This window comes from Thermomonas sp. S9, assembly GCF_024704365.1.
In the GTDB taxonomy this organism is placed as follows: Bacteria; Pseudomonadota; Gammaproteobacteria; order Xanthomonadales; family Xanthomonadaceae; genus Thermomonas.
On the sequence record NZ_JAJDFY010000001.1, the window covers coordinates 1,564,464 to 1,585,039 of the forward strand.

Genomic DNA, 20,576 nt, shown 5'->3' on the forward strand with positions numbered 1-20,576 from the left:
AAACCTCAGAGGCAGAGACCGGGATGGATGGCGCGGATGCGCGCCTCCGCGATGCGGGCGTAGTGGGGGTCCAGCTCGATCCCCGTGAACCGGAACCCTTCCGCGATCGCGCCGCGGCCGGTGCTGCCGGAGCCACAGAATGGGTCGAGTACCAGCCCGCCCGGTGGTGTCACCAGCCTGCAGAGCCAGCGCATCAGGTCCGTGGGCTTGACGGTGGGGTGGTTGTTCTCGCTGGCGCGGCGCGTGCCCTCGGCCTGGAACGTGCCGGGCGCTTTGGTTCCGCTCGACCACAGAAGGGGGCGCTCCTCCATGCCGTCGCACCCGTCGTTCCGATCCGCGCGGCTGGCCTTCGCGCAGTAGAAGAACCTGGCGGCGCTGCCGGTGTCTCCAAAGAACGTGCCGGGGATGCGGCCATACTCTCCATAGCAGTTTGTCCCATCGCCGCCGGTGTGGCTCTTTTCGGTTCCTCGGACTGGAGCGGCTGCACCGGCGTTGGCCGGAAACAGCGCGACGACTTCCTCGCTGCCATCGTGGATCAGGTTGGCGGGCCAGCGGCCCTTGCTGGCATCGTAGGCCTCCGCCCGATCCATCACCTCCCCGCCGCTATATGCACCATTTCCGCCGATGCTCTTGGTGGCGTTGAAGCCTCCGATACGCTCGGTGATATAAGCAGCATCCTCGGCACTTATGCCCACCCTGCACCCGTCGATATTCAGCGCCCCCGTGCCCCACGCCAGCACGTTCTCGGCCACGGTGCCGACCAGCGGCTTGCGGGCCACGGTGATCGGCTCCAGCGCGGGCTTCAGCGCGGTGCCCCAGCCTTGCCACTGGCGGGCGGCGTCGGAAACAGGGCCGCCCAGCTTGTCAAATGTGTAGACACTTCGGCCTTGCGCCCATTGCTTGACGTTTGCGCGAGCCATTCCGGGTGCGTCAATCTTGCCGACGACTTCACGTTCCGCTCCATCGATCCGATCCATGTCTTTTGAAATGTCGCGCGACTTTGGGAACCCCGACCCGTACACCCACGCGATCATGTCGCGGATTTCAAACCCGGCATCCTCGATCCGAACAGCCATGCGATGCTGGGTGCGCGTACCGGCGAACGCCAGTAGGTGCCCGCCAGGCTTGAGCACGCGCAGGCACTCGGCCCATACCTCCACGCTCGGCACGTCGTAGTCCCAGCGCTTGCCCATGAACGACAGGCCGTAGGGCGGATCAGTCACGATGCTGTCAAAGCTGTTGGCCTCCAGCTTCCGCATGACCTCCAGGCAGTCGCCGACGTGGATCATGGCTGGAAACCCTCCTCGATCATCATGTCCTGCAGGTCCTGCAGTGCTTGGGTGCGCGCGCCGGGCACGACGTACAGGCGCGTGCCGATTTCCTCCAGGAACGCGACCTTGTGGTGCTGCAGGCTGGGGCCGAACTGCTCGCGCATCAGCTCGATGGTCGGGAACTCCTCCATCAGCACGCCCTGGTGATGCCACGCGCCGAGCAGCAGAACTTCGCGGTGCCCGAGCGTGAGCTGTCCGGCCTTGTCGTCCAGGTTGCGGTGGTGCAGGGTCAGGTGGCCGCACTGGCGCTTGTTGCCGCGGAGCAGGCACATGACGCAGGCGTTGAGCGCCCAGACGATGTCCTGGTAGGCCCTTTCCGCCTTGGTCGGGCTGCCGATGGCGCGCGCGAAGGTCATTGCCAGCCCAGCCACGCGCCGCAGACCAGCAGGCTGGCGATGATGGTCAACAGGGAAATCCACGCGCGGCGCTCGGACTTCCGGCGGCTGCGGCTGCTGGGCACAGCCGCGGTGGTGATGTCGATGTGGGCCTGCACCATGCAGACAGGCCAGCCGTTGGCGCTGGGTTTCGTGCTCATGTTTGCTTCTCCAGTCGCAGGGCGGGCCAGGTCAAAGCCCCCTGCGTGTCGAGGATCCGGCGCATACGCACCTGTGCCGTCTTTCGGGAGACTCCGATGCGCTTACCCACCTCCGAGGCGCTCAGGTACTCGCCTTCGACCGGCCAGCGGTGGGTTGCGGCACGGGCCATGCCGCCGCGGCTCGCGTAGACCCTGGCAACGTCGCGCGTCAGGCGCAGGCCTGTGCCAGGCGCCTTCACGACTGCACCCCCTGCGCGCGGGCGATGCGCGGGTCGGGGACGACGATGCAGCGTGAGATGGCATCGCAAAGTTCCTGCCGGTGGCACGGCTCAATGCGCTCAGGCATCGCCATCATGGCCTGCGCCTTCTTCGCCGCCTCGATCAGCCCGCGCATCGCATCGTCCACCACGGGGTTGGCTGGCGGGCCACCTTCCCGGCGTTGTCGATGATGGACAGCAGGCGGTCGGCTTGGCGAATGGTCTGGTGATTGATGTCTCCGCTCAATTTGTAAGCGTCATCACTCCACTGGATCACCGCCTCGCGGAACTGCTCCAGATCGACCGGCGCGGGCTGCTGGCGAAGGGCTGCGACTTCCTCCCGCAGCGCATCACGCTCTCTCCGCAGCCTGCATGCCGGCCGCATGCACTGAGGTCCACAGGTGTGGATTCCGCGCGCTCGTTCGTTTTCCAGCTCGTCTCGCAGCCGGTTGCGTTCCTTCAAGAGGGCTGTAATCGCCGCCTCAGTTTCATTAAGGAACTGATTTACATCGCGTAGGGTGCTCTCAATGTCAGTCATGTCCAGTCCTCACTCTCGTCAGCCAGCACACACCAGACGATGGCCGCCATCACGGCCATGCCGAACACCATGCCGATCACCATGCGCGGGTCGCACATCCACAACAAGAACCCACGCACAGCAGGCATGTATGGCTGGATTAACTGCATGGCCAGTGCGAGGGCGGTGCAGATAGCGAGGCCAATGACCCCGATGACTACGCCGATTGCATTTTTGTCTGTCACAGTCGGTCCTCCACTGTGCAGGCCACGATGGCGGACAAAAGATCGCGCGCGACTGCCAATTTCCCTGCGCGCAGCAGCTCAACAACACCTGCCTCAGCAGCGTCCATGAGCGCGGACAGTGCCATTTCGGTGCGGATCGCTTCTTCCTGCAGCTCCCAGGTGGCATCCGGATGCGCGCGTGCCATGCGCGCCAATTTTGCGAGGGTGATTTTCGCGTTCATGCGACCGCCTTCTGCATCACCGGCGCATCGCCCATCCAGAGCACGTCCAGCAGCATGTCGGCTTCCGGGCGCTTGCTCAGCGTTCCGGCAAGGATGACGGTGTCCATCATGGAGCCACCAGGATCGGAGAGCCAGTCCAGCACCCGGCCGCGGTCGTCCGGCTGCAGCACGTCGAAGCGGTCCAGCAGCACCACCTTTGCCCCGGACAGGCGCGCGATGGCGAGGGCGAACAGGGTGTCGGCGCGCCATTGCTCCGATTCCGAGCACAGAGCGTAGGGGCGGCCTGCGTAGGTCAGGGACAGGTCGCGCTCCACCTGCGCCGGAGCGAACCCGGCGTCGGCGGCGTAGGCGCGCAGCAGCGCGTTGAACGGATCCAGCGCGCGCGAGAGGAGGATGGCCGGAATGCCGCTGGGGGAGCACAGCTCCTTGACTTTGAGCCAGCCCAGCACCTGCTGGTGCGCGGCCAGCGCCTTGTTGGCCAGCATGTCCGCCTGCTCGTGCAGCGTCCGCGCCTGCAGCAGGCTGGCGTGGGCGGCCTGGTGCAGGCCAAGGACGTGCCGGGCTTCTTCCAGGGTGGCGGCCTCATCACGCTGTTCTTGCGTCACCGTGGGGGCGGTCTCCAGCGAGCGGGCGGCGCCGGCGGCGGCGGTGATGCGGCCGCGCGCCTCGGCCAGCGCCTGCCGCGCAGCATGATCCTGGCGCTTGGCCGCTTGCAGCTCCTCCTCGGTCGGGCGAGCGATCGCGGTCCCGCTGGATTCCACCAGCGCCCGGTCCTCGAAGGCAAGCGACGCGCTGCAGCAGGGGCAGGTCAGGGTCTCCGGCGCGCGGGCGCGGGCGGTCAGCTCGGCGAGCGCCTCCGCGGCCGCCGCGGCCTCCTGTTCGGCGCGCTGCTCATCTTCCGTGGCTGCGGCCAGGTCATCCGCCTGCGCCTGCAGGTCTGCGAGCCGCTCCGGGGGAAGGGCGGCACGGACCCGGCCGGCCAGATCCATCAGGTAGCTCACGCGGTCATTCGCAGCGGCGACTAGGCGTTCCGCCTTGGCCAGATCCTCGTCCGATGGCGCCTCGGTCTCGAGCGTGGGGCGCCACTTCGCTGCCTTCTGGGTGCCGTAGGCCTCGCCGGTGATGGCCTTCCACGCGCCGCGGGCCTCGCTGGCCTGGGTGTTCGCCTCGCTCACGGCGGCGTCGAACCCACCACGCAGCAGGACGAACGCGCGTTCGATGATGGCGTCCGGCACGTCCTCGTCCTTCATCACGCGGGTGACCGTCTCGCGGTCGGCCTTGACGTCCATCAGCTCGAACAGCAGGCGGCGGCGCGCGTCGTCCGGCATGGCCGCGAACCGCTGCGGATCCAGCGCCACGTCCAGTCCGGTGTACGCCGGCAGGCCGTCGCCGGTCAGGGTGCCGCTGGCGATGGCGCGGCGCGCGGTGTAGCCGTCGGCGGTGACTTCGGCGTAGCCGGTGCTGGCGCCTTCGGTGATGGCCGCCCTGCGCTGCTCGCCGCGCGCGGACAGGCCGCGCGGCATGTTGCCGGTGATGGCGAAGCGGATGGCGTCCAGCAGGCTGGACTTGCCGGACCCGTTCGGGCCGCACACCAGCAGCGTGCGCGCGGCCAGCGTGTGGCGCAGGTCGTACAGGCCGAGGAAGTTCTGGATGGCGATGCTCTCGATCTTCATGGTCAGGCTCCGGTGGTCTTGTCGGCGGGGAGGCCGCGGCGGACGCGGTCGTCGCGCTTGAACTGCTCCCACATGGCCCCGCCGATGCGGCGCAGGCATTCGCGGGAGGACTGGTGCGGGCGGTAGCGGTTGGGCTGGCGCGTGCGGCGGGGGGCGGCGGTGTCGTGCCCGCCGAAGGCGCGGCCGAACAGGGCGGCCGTGAAAATCGCGGCCAGCGGGTTATTCCGGTTGAGCATGGGCAACCTCCTGGCCAAGCGGAAGCTCGACCTGCGAGCCATCGTTGCGGTACTCGGGCTTGGCGTAGGCGAGCGGCACGCCAAGCGAACCCAGCTCGAAAGCATCGGCGGGGGTCGCACGCCGCATGGCGTTCATGTTGTGCCGCAGGTGGTTCCATGCCTCCGACTCGCTGGCGGCGACGATGGCGATGACGGCAATCCCGTCGGGGTGCGGGGACAGCGCGAACAGCTTGGGGGGTGTTGGACAGCTTGGGCATGGCGGATTACTCCAGGGTGCGGCTGCGCCGGGCCGGCCGCGGGGTGGTGGTGGATTCAGAGGTGGGGCTCGGCCCTGCCGACGACGATTGGGGAGGGGGTGTCGTCGCCGGCAGGGTCCGGCCCCGGGGGGTGGTCGTTCTCGCCCGCGGTCTCCGGAGCGGTGTCCTCGTCATCGCTGTGCGCCAGCGATGCGACGGTTTCATAGTCGCCCTCGATCACCGAGGACAGGTCCATGTTCTGGGCGCCGCGCCGCGGCGGCATCGAGCGCCAACGCGCTGGCCAGCTCCACCGACTTCGGCAGGAACTTCGAAATGCGGCGCAAGATGGTCTTGATCCACATCTGCTCCTCGTCCGTGTCCCACGGCGTGGTCTTGTTCCACTTCTTGGCGTTCTGGACGTTCTGGGAGCGGTCGCGGATCGCGTGGATCTGGCTGCGGGTCATCACCTCGACGTGGGTGCCGCCGTCGGCCAGGTGCGCCACCGCGTAGGCCAGCCGCATTTCGCCGCGGTCGCCATCCCAGTGCGGTTCGTGCACAAGATCCGGCGTCATGCCGAAGCGGCACACGAACTTATCGTTGCTGTAGACGACGTGCGCCTCCAGCGACTTGATCCTGCCGCTGCGGCGGGCAAGGTCGACCAGGCCTTGGTAGCCCGGGATGAGCTGGCATTCCTTCACCCACACCTCGATTTCGCGGCCCTGGTCGTTCTTGCGCTTGACCTTCTTGTTGTAGGGGATCAGGTAGGCCTGGCCCATCAGGCCCGGCTCCAGCCCGAGCTGGCTGGCCATCACCACCGCCGCGAACACGCTGGCCGGCTCGCATTCGGCGAGGGTCGGGTTCTGGCGGAAGCAGGTCAGCGCGATGCGGACCATGCGATCGGGGTTGAGGTGCGCAGGCAGCGCGACTTTCAGCTCGTGCTTGAAGGCGTCGAGCATCGCCGGGAACTGGCGATGTCTCGGCAGGGCGTTGATCTGTGTGAGGGTCATGCCTTGCTGCGCCTGCGGCTTGGCTGGTTGCTCGGCCTTCCCGCGGAGGGCTTCGAGGGTGGCGGCGGACATGGTCATTTCTCCGAGTAGGGGCAGCGCGCGAACCGTGGGCAGTACCGCGCGTCGCAGAGGGTGGACTGGGGGTTGGGGTAGAACAGGCCGGTGCGGAACATGCCGGCAGCCAGTTCGATCAAGCCGGGTGCGTCGTCGTTGCCAAGCAGCAGGGCCTTGGCGCCGTGGACGTCGGCGGTGCCGAACTGGAAGCTGCCGCTGGTGTTGATGCCCAGGATTTCGCCTGGGCCGGTGATGGCGTTGCCGGTGCTGTGCTCGTAGAGCAGTTCGTAGGTGCCGATCTGCGGGCGGTGCTTCTTGGTCGCCGCGCGCCCACCGACAACCGCGGAACGGCCGGTCTTGAGGTCGGTGATGCCATGACTTCCGGCGCGGATGCGCGCGCGGTCCAGCGTGCCGGTCAGGACGATGGTGATTCCGCCTCCGCAGTCGATGCTCAGCGGCTTGGTCTCCATCTCGACGGCCTCGAACTCGTAGCGCGGGCTCACGTCGTTGCAGTAGGCGGTGGTCACGCGCAGGGCGATCTTGTCGACCTCCTTGCGGTTCGGGTCATCGGTCGTCCAGCGCACACCCTCGTCAGCGATCCGCTCGGCGATGGCATCGACGGCCACACCAGCCGCGTCGTCCACGCTGATGGGCTGGCCGCCGACCTGGGCCCGGTCGAACGCTGCGGTGCCCGCATGCACACCCGTGCCGATCAGCGCGCGCGGGCTGTTCGGCATCCGCATGCCCTGGAGGTGCTTGGCCTCCCAGCGCAGTGCGCAGTCGAACAGCTCGCCAAAGCTGCTGGCCCGAATGCGGTAGCTATTCCCGTTCGACAAGTCCCCGCTCCCATGTTGCGTATGGGCAACCATAGGGGCAAAAAAAACGGGTGTCAACACCCGGCAGAAAGAAAGTTCTCAGCGTTCGATCAGCGCAGCGGCGGTGCGCTGCAGGACGGCCTCGGATACACCGGGCGCGTCCAGGATCAGGTCGTAGAGCGTGGCCACCGCGGCCGGGGCGCCGTCGGGGACATCGCCAAGCGCAGCGCGCATGGCGCGCGCCAGGACCTCCACCTGCAGACCGGAGTGCGCCGCCGTGGACGTCCGCATTTCTCCGCGCCCATGCACCAGCTTCACTGCACCGAAAAGCCCGTCACAGCTTGAATTGCGAGCATGTTGGCGTTGGTGGGGTTGCTCGTGGAGTCGCCTTCCCACTTCGAGACCGTGGCCTTGTCGATCACGCTCTTGGTGATCCGCCCGACGGCCTGCGCGAGCTGCTGCTGCGTGAGGTTGGAGCTGATGCGCGCGTAGCGGATCCGCTCACCCTGGGTTTTGGGGTTCTGAGGGAGGGTGGTGCGAAGCGGGCGGGAGCCTGACGCCATGGGTGGACAATAGCACGCCATAGGTTGCGCAAGGGCAACCAACCGGGTATAACGTGCGCATGCGACTGCGAACCCAAGATGCAAAGAAGGCTCTCGGCCTGACCAGCAACACCGCTCTGGCGGCGTTGCTGCCCCCGAATCCGCTTCACCGGCAGGCCCTACAGCAAGGCCCAGGTCGGTCGCTGGGGCGAACTGCTACCCGAGCTGCAGAGCCGCCAGCCTATTCGAGCTGTACCCGGCTGCGCTGCGTGACCACGTGATCGACCCAGTTTCCGGCATGTCGATCGCCGACATGCGCGCCGCGGTCGTTGGAGAGGAGCACCGTGGCTGACAGCTACACCAAGCTGTTCCGCGGGATCACGGCCAGCACGATCGTGTCGGAGCCGCTGGCCACCCGTTGGCTCTGGGTGACAATGCTGGCTCTGGCCGACAAGAGCGGGAACGTCTGGGGATCGGTGCCAGGCCTCGCCCGGTTGGCCAACATCTCCATCGCCGAGTGTGAAGCCGCGCTGGAGACCCTGCAGGCACCTGATCCGTACAGCCGCACCCGCGACCACGACGGCCGCCGCATCGCCGCGATCGACGGTGGCTGGCACCTGCTGAACCACGCCAAGTACGATGCCGTGCGCAGCGCAGAGGATCGCCGCGAGTACAAGCGCGAATGGGACCGGAAGCACCGCCCGAGCGGGCACGCTCGCGCTAAACAGTCAGACAGTCCGACACAGTCCGACAATAGTCCGACGAAATCCGACAGTCCGGCCCCACCAACACCAACACCAACACCAACACCATATATCGCAGTAGGTAAGACTCTAGCGACACCCGCGGCTGCGCCGCGCGCCGGCGGCGATGACACCCCGCTGGAAGGCGCGTTCGAGGAACACCACGAGCGCCCCGTCGCCCCCAACCCGGTCGCCCCCTTCGCCGTCGCGCTGAACCGCGCGGGCTTCCGCTGCACCGCCATGAACCCGGACTTGGTCGCCTTCGTCCGGGAGGGTGGCACGGTCGAGCACCTGCAGTCCTGCGCCGCGCTGCCCGACTGCGTCGGCAAGCCGGCGGTCTACGTCATCCGCATCGCCCGCCGAGAGCTGGCCCAGCAGGCGGCGCCCATACCCCACGGAGGAATCGCACATGAAGCCCCTCGCCGACTGTCTGCCGTCGATCGGATCGAAGCCAACATCGCCAGGAACCGCCAGCAGCGCGCCCAAGACGAGCAGGGCGGTGGCGACGTCATCGAGGGGGAATGCCATGTCGTCCCTCGCTGAGTACCTGTGGCTGCACATGGCCGGCCTGTACGGCCATCGCTGGACCAGTGCCTACGGCGAGGATCCGCACCGGACGGCCGGCAGGGAGTGGGCACTGGTTCTCCAGGACCTGAGTCGCCAGCAGATCGACACAGGGCTGGAGGCGTGCCGCGTGTCCGGCGACGACTGGCCGCCCAGCGCGCCGGCGTTCCGGGCCCGCTGCTTCGGCATCCCCAGCTTTGAGCATGTGCGCGCCGACATCGCGCACAAGACCATGCGGTTCACGCGCCTGGTGCTGGAGGGGCTGGATTTCTACTTGTTCACGCGCAGTGACCAGCGCGACGCCGAGCGCATGCTCCGCGCGGCCTACGACTACGCGGTGGCGAGACGCCTCGACGGCGCGGAGCTGCCGGAGGAACCGGTGGCCGCGCTGACCAAGGACACCACCGATCCCCCGCGCCGCCACTGTAGCCCGGAGCAGCGCGCGGCCCACTTCGCTCGCATCCGGGAGCACCTCGGCAAATCAACCCGTGAGACGGCCCCAGCAGACACTGCGGCCCAGCACGCAAACAGGGAGGAAAGCACCAATGAATGACCCAACGCAGCCGGTTCAGCTCGGCAACCTGTACGCCATCGCCGCGGCCGTCGCCGCCGCCATGGTGACCCCCGGGCGAGCTGAACCGTTGGGCGTCCTGGTGCAGAGGGACGGCACCATCACCGCCCACGCGGCGGACATTGTGCTGATGGGGAACCCCGGGTTCGTGGGCTGGGTGTCCGAGGACACCGACCCGCAGCGTTTCGCCCAGCGGCTGGCCGCGGCACACGCCAAGGTCGTGGCCTCCTGATGGCCGGCGGGTTCCGCTTCCGCAGCATCGAGGACATGCCGCCCAGCGTGCGCGCGGCTGCGGAGGCGGCGCTCGCCCGGCAGGGTAAATCGGTGAAGTTAAAGACTGCGGTCCCGCCGCCGGCCGGTGCTATGCCCCCAGGTGCCGGCAAGGCTCCTCCGCGCCGGCACAAGTACGCGGCAACCGCCACCGTCGTGGACGGGATCCGCTTCGACAGCAAGCGCGAGGCCCGGCTCTACGAATCCCTCAAGGCCCGCCGGCAGGCCGGCGAGGTCGCGTTCTTCCTCCGCCAGGTCCCGATCCACCTGCCGGGCGGCACCAAGCTGGTCATCGACTTCCTGGTGTTCTTCACCGACGGCCGGCCGCCCGAGTTCCTCGACGCCAAGGGCATCGAGACCGCCGTGTTCAAGGTCAAGCGGCGCGAGGTCGAAGCCGCGTACCCCATCCAGATCATCACCGTCTAGGAGCGCCACCCCCATGAGCCTCAGTCCCGCCCAGTACCAGTCCAAGCTCGACAGCCAGAGCGCGATCGCCCGCAAGGTCCTCAGCGTCGTACCCCTAGCCGAGGCATGGTCGCGGGAGCAGATCCGCGCCGAAATCCGCCGGCAGTCGGGCGCGGGCATCGAGAACCGCACGGTCGACGGCTGCCTCCACAACCTCGAGGAGGCCGGGCTTGTCCGGCAGGTGAAAACGCACCACTACCAGGCCACGCCCCACCGGGAGAAGCCGGTGAAGGCCAACGAGCCGGCCGCGAAGCTCACCGCCAAGTGCGACGGCAACCACGGCGGGCCGCGCTGCGCGGACCAGGGCTGCGGCAACGATGACCCGCCGACCGCCCGCGCCATCCTTGCGCACCAGGAGGAGGCCCTGGCCCGAGGCGCCGCAGCCCTGTCCCCGAAACCCGCGTTCACGCTGGCCGAGCCCGTGGCCAAGGCGATCAAGCGCGAGGACCGGCTCCTGCGCCTCGAAACCCTGTCCGACCGGCTGATCGACACCGCCGCCGAGCTGGACAGCATCCGCAAGCTGGTCCGCGCCGAGCTGGAGGCCGCCGACGCCAAGGTGGTGAAGCTGGACCAGCTCACCGCGCTGCTGGACTCGCTGCGCCCGTAAGGTTGCCCATGCTCCACATGAAACGGACCCGGAGACCCCAGTGAAGTCCAGCCCGCGGAACCTGGCCAAGCAGATGGCCAAGCTCAACCCCAAGAGCCTGAACCTGCAGGGCTCACGCGGCGGCATGCCGGACATCACCCCCGAGGACGTCGCCGGCGCGCTCGGGCTGGCGTGCTCCCGCGGCCCCGGCCCGCGCCTCGCCGTGCTGGTCGTCGCCCTGCGCTGGTGGCCCGGGCTCATGGACGGCGTCCAGAAAACGGTCGGGCATCGCACCATCGTCCACCACATCAACACCAGGGACCGTGCCGCCAACGGCAGGCCGCTCCGCAAGGCCGTGGTCGAGAAGATCCCGATCGAGGCGCCGGCCGAGTCCCCATCCTTCCGGTTCGTGGCCCAGATCGTGGCCACCAAGCTGCACGGCCGGTTCTCCCGCCACTACCGCGCCGAGTCCACCCCACGCGCCCGCGGCGACATCCAGCCCCGCCTGCCCGATGGGCTTTACGCCCGGGTGACGAACCCCGTCACCGCCGCCGCCTGGGCGCGCGTCGTGATCGCCGAGTTCCGCCACCCCCGCCACTGCACCACCTGCACCCCCTGGGGCAGGGCAGGGCAGGTCCCGGTCCCGGTGGAGGAGCACGGCAAGGTCATCGAAGTGCGCTGGGACACCTGCCCAAACTGCGCCGGCGCCGGCGCATTGAGCTGGGGAAGCGGCCGCCGCGCGCAGGCGCTCGGCATCCGCCGCCAGGACTTCGCCAACCACATGGCCGACACCCACGAGGCGGCCCTCACCCTGCTGCGCGAGCTGGAATGGCGCGGCGTCCGGTTCATCAAGAGGTGCCTGTGAAGCCCGCTCCCATCGTCATCGGCTGGGCCGTCCAAGCCCGCGGCCGCGCGCCAAGCACCAGGTTCTGGATCGTGCCGTTCACCATCCGCCCGCGCCGGAACGAGGCGAAGGCGGCATTCATGGCCCTCTGGGAGCGCGGCCCAAGCACGAAATGGGACTACTGGCGCCGCCGAGGCTACCGGCTGGTCAAGGTCACGGTCATCGCCCAGGGGGACGGCCATGGCCAGTAAAGGCTGGCTCAACCGCAAGATCGCCGACGTGCGCCGCCGCATGCGCGTGGTCGAGGACACCCCCACCGGCAGCGACTGGCGCAAGCAGGAGGCCAAGGCCCGCGTCATGGCCAACCTGCGCGCCGAGGAAGCCAAGTACCGCAGGCTGCTGCCCCCCGAGCCCGACGCCAACACCCCGTTCTGAGGTAGGCAAAAGGTAGGCAACCCGTTCACCCCCCCCGCGACCGAGACCCCGGCCCAATGGCAGGCCTCCAAGGTCGCCCAGGCCAGCAAGCCGCCGCCCCCCCGTAAGCGCCGCTGACCTGCCCGCAAGGTTTCCTATGCGCCCCCTTGACGGGACAGGGGGAACCCAGTACAAAGGCGCGCAATGGGTAGCTGCCCCTAGCGAGCATCGCTCCGGCAATGCCAGTGAAGCAGCATCGAGGCCCGGGATCCCCCCGGGCCTCGACCATTTCTGCAGCAGGATGGCGCAATGACCCGGAAGCGAGACCCGGCAAAGCAGCGCGAATACTCACAACGGCACTACCAAAAGAATCGTGCTGTGATGATCGCGCGCGCCAGGGCTCAGAAGGCTGAGAACCGAAAAGTTGTCTAGGCGTGGCTGCTTGAGTACCTGCTGCGAAACCCATGTGTTGATTGCGGCGAGACCGACCCGGTCGTCTTGGAGTTCGATCATCAGGTCGGCAAAGACTTTGAGATCGGAGGAGTGGTAAGGCGCAACATCAGCGTGCAACGGCTGGCCATTGAGGTTAGAAAGTGCCATGTGCGCTGCGCCAACTGCCACCGCCGCAAGACATACAAGGAACGCGGCCTCAGTCATCGAGGCTAGGCCCGATCCTGCTCCCTAACCCCGCGTCGGGCGCTGCATGCGCCTCGAAAGGCCCCGCCGGATGGCGCCGCCGCGCTGGTGCGATGTACGGCCGACCCACAATCCCTGTTTGCGCACGCGAAGCATGGTCCGCTCACACCGGGCCGACGATCTACCGGCCCACATCTGCACCCCCGCCCACCGACGCGGGACCTTCCCGCGGCGCTCCCCGCGCCATCGACCGACGTTCCGGCCGCTGGCCACGAGGAGCACCGAACCCATGTCCGAACCCACCGACGCCATCCTCGAGCTGCTGCGGCACCAGGGCGAGACCCTGCTGGACTTGCGCAGGGCCCAGTCGAAACAGACCGAGGACCTGCACGCAATCCGCGTCGAGCAGGCTGGGATGGCCGCCCGGTTGGAGGCCATGACGTCGATTCCGGCCCGCGTGGCCACGCTGGAGCGCCAGTTCGCGGCGCACGGCGAAGCCCTGCGGCAGCACACCGAGCTGCATTCCGGCCACACCCGCATGCTGGAGGCGCTCAAGACCGACGCCGACAAGCGCAGCGGCTGGTCCGGGCCGGTCGGCAAGATCGTCCTGGGCGTGGTGACAGCCGCCGCCGTGATCCTGCTCGGCGCCTTCCTGGCGCTGCTGGGCATCCGAGGCGCCAAGGCAGCGCCGCCGCCCGACCTGCGGCTGGACGATGCCGCGAACGCCAAGTGCTGGGGCGCGCCGCCCGCGCGCCGCCCGAAATACCTGTCCGTCTGACCCGAGGCCCGCCCCATGCCGCAGCCGAAGTTCTGGGCCAATCTCAAGGCCTTCTCCCGCAAGCTGGTCCCGAGCCGCGCCGCGCGCTGGACCCTGCTGTACGTCCCGGCCTTCACCGCGGTGCTGCTGCTGGCCCTGCGCGTGATCGGCGGGCTCGATGACCTGGTCGCCTACGTCATGGAGGTTGGCACCCGCTCCCTGCCGGTCCTGATCGGCGTCGCGCTGACCTACGGCTTGGCCACGGGCCTGCAGTGGAACCTGGACAACACCGAGCGCGCGCGCCTGCAGCGCATCGTCGCCGGGGAGGAGGAGGGCAGCCAGTGGGGCGCGTTCTCGATTCTCGCCGGCGAAATGCTCTCGATCCTGGCGCTGCTGGTCCTGATCCTGCGCGCGCTGCTGGTGTGGCAGGGCTGATGCGCCTCGCTGCGCTCGTTCTGGCGGCCTCGCTGCTGCTGGGCTGCGCAGAATCCAAGCAGGAGGCCGCCCATAGCGTCGATTCGGCCGTTGCCGACGCCGCGGAGGCAGTGGCCGACCAGGTAGGGGAAGTCCAGGCCGCCGGGGCCGAGGCCACGGTTCCGGCGGTCCTGGCATTGCGCGAGGCGGTCGACAGCATCACCGTCGAGCCGCTACCGCCGGCCACCGTGGTGGATCCGGCTATCTTCGAGCTGGTCGTGCGCTGGGAGGTCACCTCGCAGGCGCAGTACGTCCGCAAGTACCAGGGCGTGATCTGCCCGGGCGGCGCGTCCGGCCCGACCATCGGCATCGGCTACGACCTCGGCACCCAGACGCCGGCCGCGATTCGCGCCGCGTGGGGCTGGCACCCGGCCATCGACCAACTGGTCACCGCTTCCGGGCAGGTTGGCCCCGACCGCTGCGCCGCGTGGCGTGCCGAGCATCGCGGGATCCGCGTGGCCTACGACGACGCCCTGCGCGTGTTCGCCACCCACGACTGGCCGCGCTACGTGGCCATGGCCGCGCGGGCCTACCGCAACGGCTGGAACGACCTGACCGTGAACCACCAGCGCGGGCTCGCCGGCAACGGCTACAACCGCGGGTTCAGCTTCGTCGGCAGTCGCAAGACCGAAATGCGCGTCATCCGGGACACCTGCGTGCCTGGGAACCTCGCGCCATGCACCGCCGACCAGCTCCGCGCCTCGTGCCGGGTCTGGGAGGGCACCCCCATCTACAACGGGCTCTGCGCGCGGCGCCGCGCCGAGGCCGCGTTCGTCATCCGCTAGGAGACCACCATGTCTACCAAGGAACCCGAAATCCCGATCACCGAGTCCAAGTCCACCGCCATCGTCGGCCACGGCTACGACCGTGCGAGCCAGAAGATGGTGCTGGTGTTCAACGGCGGCCGCCGCTACACCTACGCCGACGTGCCGGCCGAGACCTACGAGGCGCTCAAGGCCGCAAAGAGCATGGGCCAGTTCTACGGCACCCACATCAACGGCAAGTTCAAGGCGATCTGACCATGAGCGTACTGGACCGGGCCGCCGGCGCCGTAACCGCGCGCATGCTGGCCTGGGCCATCCTGATCGTGCTGGTGCTGCTCGGCCTGCTGGGCCTGTCCATCGCCGGCAACGTCCGCCAGTGGGCCGACCACCGCGCCTACGTGAAGTCCGAGGGCGACCGGCTGCAGTCCGCGGCGATGAAAGCCGGCCTGCAGGTGGCGGCAAGCATTGCCAAGCAGAAGCAGAAGGACGATCCCAGGCTGATCGAGGCCGTGAGCCGCATCGAGGCGCGCGTCGCCAAGCTGCAGGGCGCCCAGCGCCCGGCGCCGCTGCCCGCGCAGTGCGCGCCCGGCAAGCAGCGCATGGACGCTGTGAACGCAGGAGCCGACCCGTGAGCCGCCTCTCCCTGATCGTGGTGCTGCTGGGCCTGACCGGCTGCCCGCGCTGGATCGTCAAGCCGGATCCCGTGCCGGCGCAGTGCGACGCCATCTGCTACGTGGACGACAAGACCGCAGACGACTCGGCCTGCGCCAGCCGCGCGCGCTGGGAGGGCGACCCGGCTGACCCCAAGGCAATCGACGGGCTGATCTACGGCACCGTCCCGGCCTTGCGCAAAGAGACCTGGACCTGCGGCGTGCGCCTCAAGGCATGCCAGCAGTGCATCGACCGGCTGGTGAAGGCCGGCGTGATCGCCAAGCCCTGAGCCGTGCCGCTTCCCCACGAGCTTCCCATCACGAGCCCTGGCGCGTGGTGCTTCATCTGCGGCGAGCCGCTCAAGGACTGCCCCACGCCGACTGACTGCGGCCTGGCCCGATCCGAACCTGAACGCGGCGCCACGCTGCCGCTGCTGCCCGAGGACTGACCCATGGCCAAGACCAAGAAGCCCGTGCGCCGCGCCGCGCCGGCGAAGAAGTGCGCGCCGAAGAAGTCGGTCAAGCGCAAGCCGATCCCGACACAGGTCGCCGATGGCGCGCTGCGACACAACCCGCGCGCGGTAGCGTTCAAGCCGAAGCACCCCACGGTCGAGGAACAGTTCCAGGCCGAGGCGCGCGCGCTTCCCGAGGCGCCGCAGCCCAAGCCCAGCCTGTGGCGTCGCTTCCGCAGCGCGATCACCGGTCGCTGGGTCTCGCGCCTGTTCGCCAAGGCGCACGCAGATACCACCGTGAGTGAGAAGGTCCGCAAGTGAGCAGGACGCCCGCCAATAGCGCGCTGACCGTGCAGCGCGGCGCGACGTGGGAGGACGAGTTCACCTATCTGGACGAGAACGGCCTGCCGATCGACCTGACAGGCTACGAGGCCCGCATGCAGGTGCGGACGCTGGCCACACGCTACGGCACCAGCACGACCGGGGTCATGCTGGAGGCATCGACCACCGGCGCCAACCCCTTGCTGGTCTGGGACACGGCTGCCACCGGCCGACTGCGCATTGTCGCGCGGCCCGACCAGCACGAGGCCCTGAACGCCGGCAACGCCAAGAAGGCCAAGTACGCATACGCCATCGAGCTGCACAAGCCCGATGGCACCGGGGAATACGTCCTGCCGCTGGTCGAAGGCGTCCTGACAGTGCGGGGCGAGGTCGCGCGCTGATGACCGTCGTCACCAGCCAGGGTGCCACCCGCACCTTGGTAGTCGCCAAGCCTGTCCCCGTGCGAACCGTCGAGCAGCAATCCGAGACCGTGGAGGTGCTGGAGCAGTCCCCGGCCGTGCTGGTCGATGCCGATACCCAGCGCAGCGTGCGGGCGTCGTCACCCGGCGTGCAGGGGCCGCCCGGCGACGCCGGTGCGGTGACGACCGTGAACGGCAGGACAGGCGACGTGGTGCTGGACGCGCCCGACGTCAACGCCGACCCCGAGGGCGCCGCCATCGCCGCGGCCAGTGCGGCCATCGCCTCCCACCTGGCCGACCCCGACCCGCACGGCCAGTACGTGGCCGATGGGGACATACTGAACGGAGGAAATTTCTGATGGCCATCACCCTACGTCTCAAGCGCCGGTCCTCCGGTGGCGCCGCTGGCGCGCCGGCCGCGCTCAAGAGCGCCGAGCCCGCGTTCAACGAAGCCGACAAGATCCTTTACTACGGTTTCGGCGACGACGGCGGCGCAAACGCCACGTCGATCATCCCCATCGGCGGCGAGGGGGCGTTCCTGACGCTCGCCACCGTGCAGACGGTGACTGGCAACAAGACGTTCACCGGCACCGTCACCGTCCCCACGCCCACGGCCGGCGACCATGCCGCCACCAAGGCCTACGTCGACGGCGCGGTGTCCTCGGTCAGCATCCCGGACGGCGACAAGGGCGACATCACGATTTCCAGCAGCGGCACGGTCTGGACCATCGACAACGGCGTGGTGACCAACGCCAAGCTGGCCAATGTGGCCACGGCGACGATCAAGGGCCGCGCCACGGCCGGCACAGGCGCGCCGGAGGACCTGACCGCGACCCAGGTCAAGACCCTGCTGGCGCTGACGAAGAACGATGTCGGGCTGGGCAACGTAGACAACACCGCGGACGCGGCGAAGAACGTGGCCACCGCGGCGACGTGGACCACCGCCCGCACCCTGACCGTCGGCGGTACCGGCAAGAGCGTCAACGGCTCGGCTAACGTGGCGTGGAGCCTCGCCGAAATCTTCAGCGCCAGCCAAACGGCCAAGACGTTCCTCGCTGCCCCGACCGGCGCGGCCGGCGCGCCGACGTTCCGTACCATCGTCGCAGCCGACCTGCCCGACCTCTCTGGCACTTACCAGCCGCTGGATGCCGAACTGTCTGCGCTCGCCGGGCTGACCAGCGCCGCGAACAAGTTGCCGCGCTTCACCGGCTCCGGCACCGCCGATCTGCTGGACTTCAGCACCGATGGCACGCTGGCGGCGAACAGCGACACCACGATCGCCTCGCAGAAGGCGGTCAAGACCTATGTCGATGGTCTGCTCGCGGCCAACGACGCGATGGTGTTCAAGGGCGTCATCAACGCCAGCGCGAACCCGAACTACCCGGCAGCTGACGCCGGCCACACGTACCGGATCAGCGTCGCCGGCAAGATCGGCGGCGCCAGCGGCCCGAACGTCGAGGCCGGCGACATGCTGATCTGCACCACCGACGGCACCGCCGCCGGCACGCAGGCGACGGTCGGCGCCAACTGGGCGATCATCCAGACCAACATCGACGGCGCGCTGACCACGGCGAACATCGGCAGCACGGTGCAGGCCTACGACGCCACGCTCCAGAACCTGGCGGGCCTGGCCACGGCCGCGAACCAGGGCCTGTACCTGACCGGCACCGACACGTTCGCCACGTTCTCGCTCACCGCCGGCGGGCGCGCGCTGGGCGGCGTGGCCGGCACGGCCAACACGTTCCCCTACTTCAGCGCCGCCAACACGGTGACGCTGGGGTCGATCACCGCTGCCGGCCTGGCCATTCTGGCGGCGGCCGACGCTACCGCGCAGCGCACCGCGCTGGGCCTCGGCACGATGGCCACCCAGAACGCCAACGCAGTGGCGATCACCGGCGGCACCATCGACGGCGTTGTGCTCGACGGCGGCGTCTATTGAGTGCGTTATGATTGAGCGCCACCATCATAACGTGCATCGCATGAAGAAGTTCACCGGCGAAAAGCGCGGTCGCTGACGCGCTCGGCGTAACGCAGCGTGTCATCAGCCTGATCGTGCGCAATGTCAGCTACAAGGAATCTTGATGGCCTCGATCCTCAAACCGAAGAAAAGCACGACCGCGAGCGTAGTGCCGACGACGGCGTCGCTTGCGGACGGCGAAATGGCGTTCAACACGGCGGACAAGAAGATTTATGTGCGTGTCGGCGCGGCCATCGTCGATATGCTGCCCCGCTCGGGGGCCACGACGCTGGCCGGCTACGGCATCACCGACGCCGTAGGCACGACCGGCGACCAGTCGATCGCCGGGAACAAGACCTTCACCGGCGCGCTGGCCGACAGCGCCGGGCACGTCCGCGATCTGGCGATCAACACCCAGAACGCCGCCTACACGCTGGCGCTGGCCGACCGCGGCAAGTGCGTGCTCAAGAACAACACCACCGCCTATACGTGGACGATCCCGCCGAACAGCAGCGTGGCGTTCCCGGTCGGCACCATGATCACCCTGCGCAATGCGAATGCCACCGGCGCAGTGACCATCGCACGAGGCAGTGGCGTCGCCCTGCGCAAGGCCGGCAGCGGCACCGATGCCAATGCCACGCTTGGCGTCTGGGGCATGGCCACCCTGCTCAAGGAGGGCACGGATAGCTGGGTCATCAGCGGCACGGGGGGTGAGCTGATGACCATGCAGCAGATGCTGGCCTGCGCCGTCGAGACTGGCGCGCCCTTCACTCCGGTGCTGCGCGACTACACCAGCGGCAGCAGCGTCACCGAGACCGCGCCTAGCGGTTGCAGTCAGGTGCGCATCTGCGTCTGGTCGGGTGGCAGCGGCGGCGACGCCGGCGACGGTGCCGTCGGCGGCGATGGCGGCGATAGCGGATCGTATTGCGAGTCCGTGTACTCGATCAGCGGCGGTCAGACTCTAATGTACACGGTAGGAGCGGGCGGCACCGGCGGGGCATATCCCGCCGGCGCTGGCAACGCCGGCGGCACCAGCACGGTGACCAGCGGAACCGCGACGATCACCACGATGTCGGCTACCGCGGCACCGTCTGGAGGGAACGTGACGAACACGTATCCGAACGTCGGCGGGCTGGCAGTCGGCCCCGGAGGCGGCGCCGGAGGCACGGCCATCGTGGGGTGGAGCGGCTACAGTGCAGGCGCTGGTGGTGCTGGCGGCGCCCGATTCACGGCAGGGCAATCTGGCGCGGCTGGGCGCGTGATTTTCTACTACACCTAGAGTTTCATCTGAAACTGTCTCAAATCAGGTGAAAAACTGTCTCAAATCAGTTGAACAATTACAGTAAGCCTGACTTCCACCTACTGACGCCCCCCCAGCGTCCATCCCTATGACCACCAAGCCCCACGGGGCGCTGATCGAGTCGGCGCCTGCAAACATCCGCGAAGCCTGGCTGTCGCTGAGCGACAAGCAGCGCGCGCTCGCCGCAGCTCTGCCCACGGCCAAGTCCAACGAGGCCGCGTTCTTGACCGCAGGCTATGCGGCGTCCGTGGCGCGCAAGAAGAACCAGAAGATCCCGCAGGCCGTCGTTGACGTGGCGGCCTACCTCGCCGGAGCCGCGCTCAAGGGGGCGGTGCTTGGCGTGCATGAGGTGTTGGGTGAGCTGGCGCATTCGGTGCGCTTCGATCCGATCGACATCTTCGACGAGAACGATTGCATCAAACCGGTGACGCGGTGGCCTGAGCATGCGCGCCGGGCCTTGGCAAGCGTTGAAGTGTTCGAGGAGTGGACCAAGGGCAAGGACCCCGAATTCCTGGGCCGCACCAAGAAGGTGAAATTCATCGGCAAGGTCGAGGCCGCCGACAAGGTGCTGCGCGCACTTGGCGCCTACGCGCCGGAGAAGGTCGAGCACACCCACCGCATCGAAGGCTTGAGCGGCCTATTGGCCGAGCTGGCCGCCACAGGAGCAGACACTGGCCCAGGACCTGCAGCAAGCCGTCGGGGCTGAGCTTCGACGCCTGC

The 20,576-nt window shown here is 68.4% G+C and carries 37 protein-coding genes; 20 read left to right on the top strand and 17 right to left on the bottom strand.

The window, feature by feature from the left end; all coding sequences use genetic code 11:
- Positions 1 to 5 precede the first annotated feature (5 nt).
- The 16 genes from LJB71_RS07750 to LJB71_RS07825 form a co-directional block, all read right to left on the bottom strand.
- Positions 6 to 1,289 carry a DNA methyltransferase gene (locus LJB71_RS07750; protein ID WP_259303729.1) on the bottom strand — a complete coding sequence of 428 codons (1,284 nt, stop codon included), beginning with the start codon at positions 1,287 to 1,289 and terminating at the stop codon, positions 6 to 8.
- Positions 1,286 to 1,702 (bottom strand): hypothetical protein, encoded by a 417-nt coding sequence (locus LJB71_RS07755; protein WP_259303730.1) that lies wholly within the window; start codon positions 1,700 to 1,702, stop codon positions 1,286 to 1,288. The genes LJB71_RS07750 and LJB71_RS07755 overlap by 4 nt, the downstream gene beginning before the upstream one ends.
- Positions 1,684 to 1,866 (bottom strand): hypothetical protein, encoded by a 183-nt coding sequence (locus LJB71_RS07760; RefSeq protein ID WP_259303731.1) that lies wholly within the window; start codon positions 1,864 to 1,866, stop codon positions 1,684 to 1,686. Before LJB71_RS07760 ends, LJB71_RS07755 begins: the two co-directional genes overlap by 19 nt.
- A complete protein-coding gene (locus LJB71_RS07765; RefSeq protein WP_259303732.1) occupies positions 1,863 to 2,105 on the bottom strand; it encodes a hypothetical protein in 243 nt (80 codons plus the stop codon). The genes LJB71_RS07760 and LJB71_RS07765 overlap by 4 nt, the downstream gene beginning before the upstream one ends.
- Positions 2,102 to 2,260: a hypothetical protein gene (locus LJB71_RS07770; RefSeq protein ID WP_259303733.1), complete on the bottom strand. Its 159-nt coding sequence runs from the start codon at positions 2,258 to 2,260 to the stop codon at positions 2,102 to 2,104. The genes LJB71_RS07765 and LJB71_RS07770 overlap by 4 nt, the downstream gene beginning before the upstream one ends.
- Positions 2,248 to 2,661 (bottom strand): hypothetical protein, encoded by a 414-nt coding sequence (locus LJB71_RS07775; protein ID WP_259303734.1) that lies wholly within the window; start codon positions 2,659 to 2,661, stop codon positions 2,248 to 2,250. Before LJB71_RS07775 ends, LJB71_RS07770 begins: the two co-directional genes overlap by 13 nt.
- On the bottom strand, positions 2,658 to 2,885 hold the full coding sequence (locus tag LJB71_RS07780; protein ID WP_259303735.1) for a hypothetical protein: 228 nt from the start codon (positions 2,883 to 2,885) through the stop codon (positions 2,658 to 2,660). The genes LJB71_RS07775 and LJB71_RS07780 overlap by 4 nt, the downstream gene beginning before the upstream one ends.
- The gene (locus LJB71_RS07785; RefSeq protein ID WP_259303736.1) at positions 2,882 to 3,106 is read right to left on the bottom strand and encodes a hypothetical protein; all 225 of its coding nucleotides are present in this window, start codon (positions 3,104 to 3,106) and stop codon (positions 2,882 to 2,884) included. Before LJB71_RS07785 ends, LJB71_RS07780 begins: the two co-directional genes overlap by 4 nt.
- Entirely contained in the window at positions 3,103 to 4,779 is a 1,677-nt protein-coding gene (locus LJB71_RS07790) for an AAA family ATPase (protein WP_259303737.1), read from the bottom strand. The genes LJB71_RS07785 and LJB71_RS07790 overlap by 4 nt, the downstream gene beginning before the upstream one ends.
- Before the next feature lie 2 nt (positions 4,780 to 4,781).
- A complete protein-coding gene (locus LJB71_RS07795) occupies positions 4,782 to 5,015 on the bottom strand; it encodes a hypothetical protein (protein WP_259303738.1) in 234 nt (77 codons plus the stop codon).
- Positions 4,999 to 5,151 carry a hypothetical protein gene (locus LJB71_RS07800; protein ID WP_259303739.1) on the bottom strand — a complete coding sequence of 51 codons (153 nt, stop codon included), beginning with the start codon at positions 5,149 to 5,151 and terminating at the stop codon, positions 4,999 to 5,001. The genes LJB71_RS07795 and LJB71_RS07800 overlap by 17 nt, the downstream gene beginning before the upstream one ends.
- A gap of 176 nt (positions 5,152 to 5,327) precedes the next feature.
- Complete coding sequence (locus LJB71_RS07805) at positions 5,328 to 5,507, bottom strand: hypothetical protein (RefSeq protein ID WP_259303740.1); 180 nt, start codon at positions 5,505 to 5,507, stop codon at positions 5,328 to 5,330.
- On the bottom strand, positions 5,473 to 6,330 hold the full coding sequence (locus LJB71_RS07810; RefSeq protein WP_259303741.1) for a recombinase RecT: 858 nt from the start codon (positions 6,328 to 6,330) through the stop codon (positions 5,473 to 5,475). The genes LJB71_RS07805 and LJB71_RS07810 overlap by 35 nt, the downstream gene beginning before the upstream one ends.
- 2 nt (positions 6,331 to 6,332) lie before the next feature.
- Positions 6,333 to 7,205 (bottom strand): PD-(D/E)XK nuclease family protein, encoded by an 873-nt coding sequence (locus tag LJB71_RS07815; RefSeq protein ID WP_259303742.1) that lies wholly within the window; start codon positions 7,203 to 7,205, stop codon positions 6,333 to 6,335.
- A 21-nt stretch (positions 7,206 to 7,226) separates the two neighbouring features.
- Positions 7,227 to 7,418 carry a hypothetical protein gene (locus LJB71_RS07820; protein ID WP_259303743.1) on the bottom strand — a complete coding sequence of 64 codons (192 nt, stop codon included), beginning with the start codon at positions 7,416 to 7,418 and terminating at the stop codon, positions 7,227 to 7,229.
- Positions 7,419 to 7,441: 23 nt separating this feature from the next.
- Positions 7,442 to 7,690: a helix-turn-helix domain-containing protein gene (locus tag LJB71_RS07825; RefSeq protein ID WP_259303744.1), complete on the bottom strand. Its 249-nt coding sequence runs from the start codon at positions 7,688 to 7,690 to the stop codon at positions 7,442 to 7,444.
- Positions 7,691 to 8,013: 323 nt separating this feature from the next.
- Here LJB71_RS07825 and LJB71_RS07830 point away from each other — a divergent pair, with 323 nt between their 5' ends.
- From LJB71_RS07830 to LJB71_RS07865, 8 genes are all read left to right on the top strand, one after another.
- Positions 8,014 to 8,955, top strand: a complete 942-nt coding sequence (locus LJB71_RS07830) for a hypothetical protein (protein ID WP_259303745.1) — start codon at positions 8,014 to 8,016, stop codon at positions 8,953 to 8,955.
- A gap of 16 nt (positions 8,956 to 8,971) precedes the next feature.
- A complete protein-coding gene (locus LJB71_RS07835; protein ID WP_259303746.1) occupies positions 8,972 to 9,529 on the top strand; it encodes a hypothetical protein in 558 nt (185 codons plus the stop codon).
- Positions 9,522 to 9,779 carry a hypothetical protein gene (locus LJB71_RS07840; protein ID WP_259303747.1) on the top strand — a complete coding sequence of 86 codons (258 nt, stop codon included), beginning with the start codon at positions 9,522 to 9,524 and terminating at the stop codon, positions 9,777 to 9,779. Before LJB71_RS07835 ends, LJB71_RS07840 begins: the two co-directional genes overlap by 8 nt.
- A complete protein-coding gene (locus LJB71_RS07845) occupies positions 9,779 to 10,243 on the top strand; it encodes a DUF1064 domain-containing protein (RefSeq protein WP_259303748.1) in 465 nt (154 codons plus the stop codon). Before LJB71_RS07840 ends, LJB71_RS07845 begins: the two co-directional genes overlap by 1 nt.
- Positions 10,244 to 10,256: 13 nt before the next feature.
- The gene (locus tag LJB71_RS07850; RefSeq protein ID WP_259303749.1) at positions 10,257 to 10,889 is read left to right on the top strand and encodes a hypothetical protein; all 633 of its coding nucleotides are present in this window, start codon (positions 10,257 to 10,259) and stop codon (positions 10,887 to 10,889) included.
- A 73-nt stretch (positions 10,890 to 10,962) separates the two neighbouring features.
- On the top strand, positions 10,963 to 11,733 hold the full coding sequence (locus tag LJB71_RS07855; protein WP_259303750.1) for a hypothetical protein: 771 nt from the start codon (positions 10,963 to 10,965) through the stop codon (positions 11,731 to 11,733).
- Positions 11,724 to 11,963 (top strand): hypothetical protein, encoded by a 240-nt coding sequence (locus LJB71_RS07860; protein WP_259303751.1) that lies wholly within the window; start codon positions 11,724 to 11,726, stop codon positions 11,961 to 11,963. Before LJB71_RS07855 ends, LJB71_RS07860 begins: the two co-directional genes overlap by 10 nt.
- The gene (locus LJB71_RS07865) at positions 11,953 to 12,147 is read left to right on the top strand and encodes a hypothetical protein (RefSeq protein ID WP_259303752.1); all 195 of its coding nucleotides are present in this window, start codon (positions 11,953 to 11,955) and stop codon (positions 12,145 to 12,147) included. The genes LJB71_RS07860 and LJB71_RS07865 overlap by 11 nt, the downstream gene beginning before the upstream one ends.
- Positions 12,148 to 12,474: 327 nt before the next feature.
- On the opposite strand, the gene LJB71_RS07870 is transcribed toward LJB71_RS07865, so the two are convergent.
- Positions 12,475 to 12,783: a hypothetical protein gene (locus LJB71_RS07870; RefSeq protein ID WP_259303753.1), complete on the bottom strand. Its 309-nt coding sequence runs from the start codon at positions 12,781 to 12,783 to the stop codon at positions 12,475 to 12,477.
- A 268-nt stretch (positions 12,784 to 13,051) separates the two neighbouring features.
- Between LJB71_RS07870 and LJB71_RS07875 the strand changes: the two genes are divergently transcribed.
- The 12 genes from LJB71_RS07875 (at position 13,052) to LJB71_RS07930 (ending at position 20,562) form a co-directional block, all read left to right on the top strand.
- Entirely contained in the window at positions 13,052 to 13,540 is a 489-nt protein-coding gene (locus LJB71_RS07875) for a hypothetical protein (RefSeq protein ID WP_259303754.1), read from the top strand.
- 15 nt (positions 13,541 to 13,555) lie between these two features.
- Positions 13,556 to 13,954: a hypothetical protein gene (locus LJB71_RS07880; RefSeq protein ID WP_259303755.1), complete on the top strand. Its 399-nt coding sequence runs from the start codon at positions 13,556 to 13,558 to the stop codon at positions 13,952 to 13,954.
- Positions 13,954 to 14,778, top strand: coding sequence for a hypothetical protein (locus LJB71_RS07885; protein ID WP_259303756.1), 825 nt, complete (start codon positions 13,954 to 13,956; stop codon positions 14,776 to 14,778). Before LJB71_RS07880 ends, LJB71_RS07885 begins: the two co-directional genes overlap by 1 nt.
- 9 nt (positions 14,779 to 14,787) lie before the next feature.
- Entirely contained in the window at positions 14,788 to 15,012 is a 225-nt protein-coding gene (locus LJB71_RS07890) for a KTSC domain-containing protein (protein WP_259303757.1), read from the top strand.
- Between the two features lie 2 nt (positions 15,013 to 15,014).
- On the top strand, positions 15,015 to 15,389 hold the full coding sequence (locus tag LJB71_RS07895; protein ID WP_259303758.1) for a hypothetical protein: 375 nt from the start codon (positions 15,015 to 15,017) through the stop codon (positions 15,387 to 15,389).
- Positions 15,386 to 15,697 carry a hypothetical protein gene (locus tag LJB71_RS07900; RefSeq protein WP_259303759.1) on the top strand — a complete coding sequence of 104 codons (312 nt, stop codon included), beginning with the start codon at positions 15,386 to 15,388 and terminating at the stop codon, positions 15,695 to 15,697. The genes LJB71_RS07895 and LJB71_RS07900 overlap by 4 nt, the downstream gene beginning before the upstream one ends.
- 162 nt (positions 15,698 to 15,859) lie before the next feature.
- Positions 15,860 to 16,180, top strand: a complete 321-nt coding sequence (locus LJB71_RS07905) for a hypothetical protein (RefSeq protein WP_259303760.1) — start codon at positions 15,860 to 15,862, stop codon at positions 16,178 to 16,180.
- Positions 16,177 to 16,581 carry a hypothetical protein gene (locus tag LJB71_RS07910; protein ID WP_259303761.1) on the top strand — a complete coding sequence of 135 codons (405 nt, stop codon included), beginning with the start codon at positions 16,177 to 16,179 and terminating at the stop codon, positions 16,579 to 16,581. The genes LJB71_RS07905 and LJB71_RS07910 overlap by 4 nt, the downstream gene beginning before the upstream one ends.
- A gap of 59 nt (positions 16,582 to 16,640) precedes the next feature.
- Complete coding sequence (locus LJB71_RS07915; protein ID WP_259303763.1) at positions 16,641 to 16,958, top strand: hypothetical protein; 318 nt, start codon at positions 16,641 to 16,643, stop codon at positions 16,956 to 16,958.
- Positions 16,958 to 18,538: a hypothetical protein gene (locus LJB71_RS07920; protein WP_259303764.1), complete on the top strand. Its 1,581-nt coding sequence runs from the start codon at positions 16,958 to 16,960 to the stop codon at positions 18,536 to 18,538. The genes LJB71_RS07915 and LJB71_RS07920 overlap by 1 nt, the downstream gene beginning before the upstream one ends.
- A gap of 142 nt (positions 18,539 to 18,680) precedes the next feature.
- Positions 18,681 to 19,835, top strand: coding sequence for a hypothetical protein (locus LJB71_RS07925; protein ID WP_259303765.1), 1,155 nt, complete (start codon positions 18,681 to 18,683; stop codon positions 19,833 to 19,835).
- A gap of 109 nt (positions 19,836 to 19,944) precedes the next feature.
- Complete coding sequence (locus tag LJB71_RS07930; protein ID WP_259303766.1) at positions 19,945 to 20,562, top strand: terminase small subunit; 618 nt, start codon at positions 19,945 to 19,947, stop codon at positions 20,560 to 20,562.
- The last annotated feature ends 14 nt before the right edge of the window (positions 20,563 to 20,576 follow it).

What these genes read in the sequence shown, in the direction of transcription:
- LJB71_RS07750 (WP_259303729.1), bottom strand. Translation starts at nt 1,289, where the DNA reads ATGATCCACGTCGGCGACTGCCTGGAGGTCATGCGGAAGCTGGAGGCC.
- LJB71_RS07760 (WP_259303731.1), bottom strand. Translation starts at nt 1,866, where the DNA reads ATGAGCACGAAACCCAGCGCCAACGGCTGGCCTGTCTGCATGGTGCAG.
- LJB71_RS07770 (WP_259303733.1), bottom strand. Translation starts at nt 2,260, where the DNA reads ATGCGCGGGCTGATCGAGGCGGCGAAGAAGGCGCAGGCCATGATGGCG.
- LJB71_RS07775 (WP_259303734.1), bottom strand. Translation starts at nt 2,661, where the DNA reads ATGACTGACATTGAGAGCACCCTACGCGATGTAAATCAGTTCCTTAAT.
- LJB71_RS07785 (WP_259303736.1), bottom strand. Translation starts at nt 3,106, where the DNA reads ATGAACGCGAAAATCACCCTCGCAAAATTGGCGCGCATGGCACGCGCG.
- LJB71_RS07790 (WP_259303737.1), bottom strand. Translation starts at nt 4,779, where the DNA reads ATGAAGATCGAGAGCATCGCCATCCAGAACTTCCTCGGCCTGTACGAC.
- LJB71_RS07795 (WP_259303738.1), bottom strand. Translation starts at nt 5,015, where the DNA reads ATGCTCAACCGGAATAACCCGCTGGCCGCGATTTTCACGGCCGCCCTG.
- LJB71_RS07800 (WP_259303739.1), bottom strand. Translation starts at nt 5,151, where the DNA reads ATGAACGCCATGCGGCGTGCGACCCCCGCCGATGCTTTCGAGCTGGGT.
- LJB71_RS07805 (WP_259303740.1), bottom strand. Translation starts at nt 5,507, where the DNA reads ATGGACCTGTCCTCGGTGATCGAGGGCGACTATGAAACCGTCGCATCG.
- LJB71_RS07810 (WP_259303741.1), bottom strand. Translation starts at nt 6,330, where the DNA reads ATGTCCGCCGCCACCCTCGAAGCCCTCCGCGGGAAGGCCGAGCAACCA.
- LJB71_RS07820 (WP_259303743.1), bottom strand. Translation starts at nt 7,418, where the DNA reads ATGCGGACGTCCACGGCGGCGCACTCCGGTCTGCAGGTGGAGGTCCTG.
- LJB71_RS07825 (WP_259303744.1), bottom strand. Translation starts at nt 7,690, where the DNA reads ATGGCGTCAGGCTCCCGCCCGCTTCGCACCACCCTCCCTCAGAACCCC.
- LJB71_RS07835 (WP_259303746.1), top strand. Translation starts at nt 8,972, where the DNA reads ATGGCCGGCCTGTACGGCCATCGCTGGACCAGTGCCTACGGCGAGGAT.
- LJB71_RS07840 (WP_259303747.1), top strand. Translation starts at nt 9,522, where the DNA reads ATGAATGACCCAACGCAGCCGGTTCAGCTCGGCAACCTGTACGCCATC.
- LJB71_RS07845 (WP_259303748.1), top strand. Translation starts at nt 9,779, where the DNA reads ATGGCCGGCGGGTTCCGCTTCCGCAGCATCGAGGACATGCCGCCCAGC.
- LJB71_RS07850 (WP_259303749.1), top strand. Translation starts at nt 10,257, where the DNA reads ATGAGCCTCAGTCCCGCCCAGTACCAGTCCAAGCTCGACAGCCAGAGC.
- LJB71_RS07855 (WP_259303750.1), top strand. Translation starts at nt 10,963, where the DNA reads ATGGCCAAGCTCAACCCCAAGAGCCTGAACCTGCAGGGCTCACGCGGC.
- LJB71_RS07865 (WP_259303752.1), top strand. Translation starts at nt 11,953, where the DNA reads ATGGCCAGTAAAGGCTGGCTCAACCGCAAGATCGCCGACGTGCGCCGC.
- LJB71_RS07870 (WP_259303753.1), bottom strand. Translation starts at nt 12,783, where the DNA reads ATGACTGAGGCCGCGTTCCTTGTATGTCTTGCGGCGGTGGCAGTTGGC.
- LJB71_RS07875 (WP_259303754.1), top strand. Translation starts at nt 13,052, where the DNA reads ATGTCCGAACCCACCGACGCCATCCTCGAGCTGCTGCGGCACCAGGGC.
- LJB71_RS07880 (WP_259303755.1), top strand. Translation starts at nt 13,556, where the DNA reads ATGCCGCAGCCGAAGTTCTGGGCCAATCTCAAGGCCTTCTCCCGCAAG.
- LJB71_RS07885 (WP_259303756.1), top strand. Translation starts at nt 13,954, where the DNA reads ATGCGCCTCGCTGCGCTCGTTCTGGCGGCCTCGCTGCTGCTGGGCTGC.
- LJB71_RS07890 (WP_259303757.1), top strand. Translation starts at nt 14,788, where the DNA reads ATGTCTACCAAGGAACCCGAAATCCCGATCACCGAGTCCAAGTCCACC.
- LJB71_RS07895 (WP_259303758.1), top strand. Translation starts at nt 15,015, where the DNA reads ATGAGCGTACTGGACCGGGCCGCCGGCGCCGTAACCGCGCGCATGCTG.
- LJB71_RS07905 (WP_259303760.1), top strand. Translation starts at nt 15,860, where the DNA reads ATGGCCAAGACCAAGAAGCCCGTGCGCCGCGCCGCGCCGGCGAAGAAG.
- LJB71_RS07920 (WP_259303764.1), top strand. Translation starts at nt 16,958, where the DNA reads ATGGCCATCACCCTACGTCTCAAGCGCCGGTCCTCCGGTGGCGCCGCT.
- LJB71_RS07925 (WP_259303765.1), top strand. Translation starts at nt 18,681, where the DNA reads ATGGCCTCGATCCTCAAACCGAAGAAAAGCACGACCGCGAGCGTAGTG.
- LJB71_RS07930 (WP_259303766.1), top strand. Translation starts at nt 19,945, where the DNA reads ATGACCACCAAGCCCCACGGGGCGCTGATCGAGTCGGCGCCTGCAAAC.